The 1,826-nt window shown below is 66.9% G+C and carries 2 protein-coding genes; one reads left to right on the top strand and one right to left on the bottom strand.

The features are described 5' to 3' along the window. On the top strand, nt 1–1,113 hold a 1,113-nt coding region (locus LQV45_RS29485), incomplete at its 5' end, for a CdaR family transcriptional regulator (protein WP_230010641.1). Between the two features lie 214 nt (nt 1,114–1,327). On the opposite strand, the gene LQV45_RS29480 is transcribed toward LQV45_RS29485, so the two are convergent. Beyond that, nucleotides 1,328–1,826, bottom strand: a 499-nt coding sequence (locus tag LQV45_RS29480) for a substrate-binding domain-containing protein (RefSeq protein ID WP_230010638.1), incomplete at its 5' end; no start/stop codon positions are given.

Below are 1,826 nucleotides of genomic sequence, written 5' to 3'. Positions count from 1 at the left end.
CAGGTGCCCTTTGTGTTGGTCATGCGGCACGTGGAGCGGGTCATCGCTGCCGAGCGCTATGAGGAGTTGCGGAAGGGCTGGGAACTGGCGGACCAATGCACCCGGTTGGCGGCCGACGGGCATTCCCTGGCGGAGGTCCTGGAGAGGGTGGCGGATGCCATCGATGCGAGGGTGGCCGTGATCGACCAGAACGCCTTCGAGCTTGTTTCCGCGGGAGCGGCTCACGGCGGGACCGCGCGGACCGCGTTGCGCCTTCCCAGCGGCGAGTCCGAGCAGTTCAGGCTTGCCATTGAGGGGATCGGGAGCAACATTGTGCTGCAGCCCATTCTGGGCCCCGTGGCCGCCGTCATCGCTATGCAGCTTAGCTATACCCTCGGGTCCCATTCGCCCTTGCATTCCCGGGAAGCCGCACGCTTCATGGAGGCCCTTTATGAGGACCGCGGCGAGCCGTCCACGCCGCTGCGCCGCTACGCCCTCGAGTCCGGCTTCGATCCTGACAGCGACTGGGGTGCGGTGCTGATCGGCAGCTCAGAAGAGGTGGCCCCCGCAAAGCTGCGCGCCATCGCATGGCGCGCCCGGGTGGGTCTACAGGCCGGGTTCGGCACTGTGCGGTTCATGGAAGAGGCCGGACTCACGACTCTCTTGTTGCAGCACCGGCACTCGGCGGCCGACTTACTGGATGCTGCGCGCGGATTCTTTACGGACGCCCCGGAACTGTCCGTCATCGTCTCGGAATCCGCGGGCCTCAGCGAACTGCCGCTGGCGCTTCAGCTTGCCCGCCGTCATGTGGGACGGCCCGGGGTGCACCAGGCGCCGCTGGCAGATCTCGCCGGCATTGTGCAGGGACTGCCCAGTCCGGGTCTGGTTGCGATGTGCCAACGGCTGCTGGCGCCCCTGGCCTCCGACGGCGGCAGCTCGCTGCGGGAGACCTTCGGCGCGTACCTGCGCCACAGCGGGAACTCCGCGAAGATCTGCGATGAACTCTTCATCCACCGGAATACGCTCAGCTACCGGCTGCGGAAAATCGAGGAGCTGCTGAAACTGGACCTGTCCGATGGCGAAGTCCGCGCCACGTGCATGCTCGCCCTCGGCATCGTTGCGGCCGCCCGCTAAAGGGACTGGGCAGTTTGCACTAAAAGTGGCCCCAATCTTGGGCGAACCTCCGATAGGACGCTGTGACCCGGGTCACTACTCTCAAGTCATGGGCTCCTCAACTCATGGGCGTGGAGCCTGCACGGTTGGGCTACGGATTGACGGACGGCGCGTGCCCGCATGGCCGCCCGAGTCCACCCACTGATTCGACTGACTGGAGGATTCTCTTGCAGTGTCACACCGCGATGCCGAAGCCGCTGCTTTCCCGCACGCACAGGACCGGCTCCAGCCTGACCGATTCGACCTCCCGGCCGTCCAGGACGCCCTTGAGGAGCTGCACCGCCGTCCGCCCGATATCAAGCATGGGCGAGCGGACCGAAGAGAGTGGGATGGGAAGTTCCGCGGCCAGCGAGGTGTCATTGAAGCCAACCACCGCCACGTCGCGGCCGACGCCGAGGCCATGGGACCGCAGGGCTCCCATGGCGCCGATGGCCGCGAAGTCGTTGACGGCGAACAGTGCAGTCGGGTGGGAGTTGCCGTGAGCCAGGATGGTCTCGGCCGCTTCCCGTCCTCCGCCGGTATCGAATCGGGACCACACAACGGCGTCAGGGGGAATCTTCCCGCCCAGCGCACGCCAGCGGTCCACGAAACCGGCCGTCCGGTCGACGGCCGTGCTGGCATAGGGCTCGCCGGCGATCACGGCGACGTCCCGGTGCCCCATGCCCCACAGGTGG

It is taken from the genome of Microbacterium sp. Bi128, assembly GCF_918698205.1.
The sequence above is the reverse complement of the archived record's forward strand: the minus strand, read 5'-3'. Positions and strand labels throughout refer to the sequence as shown.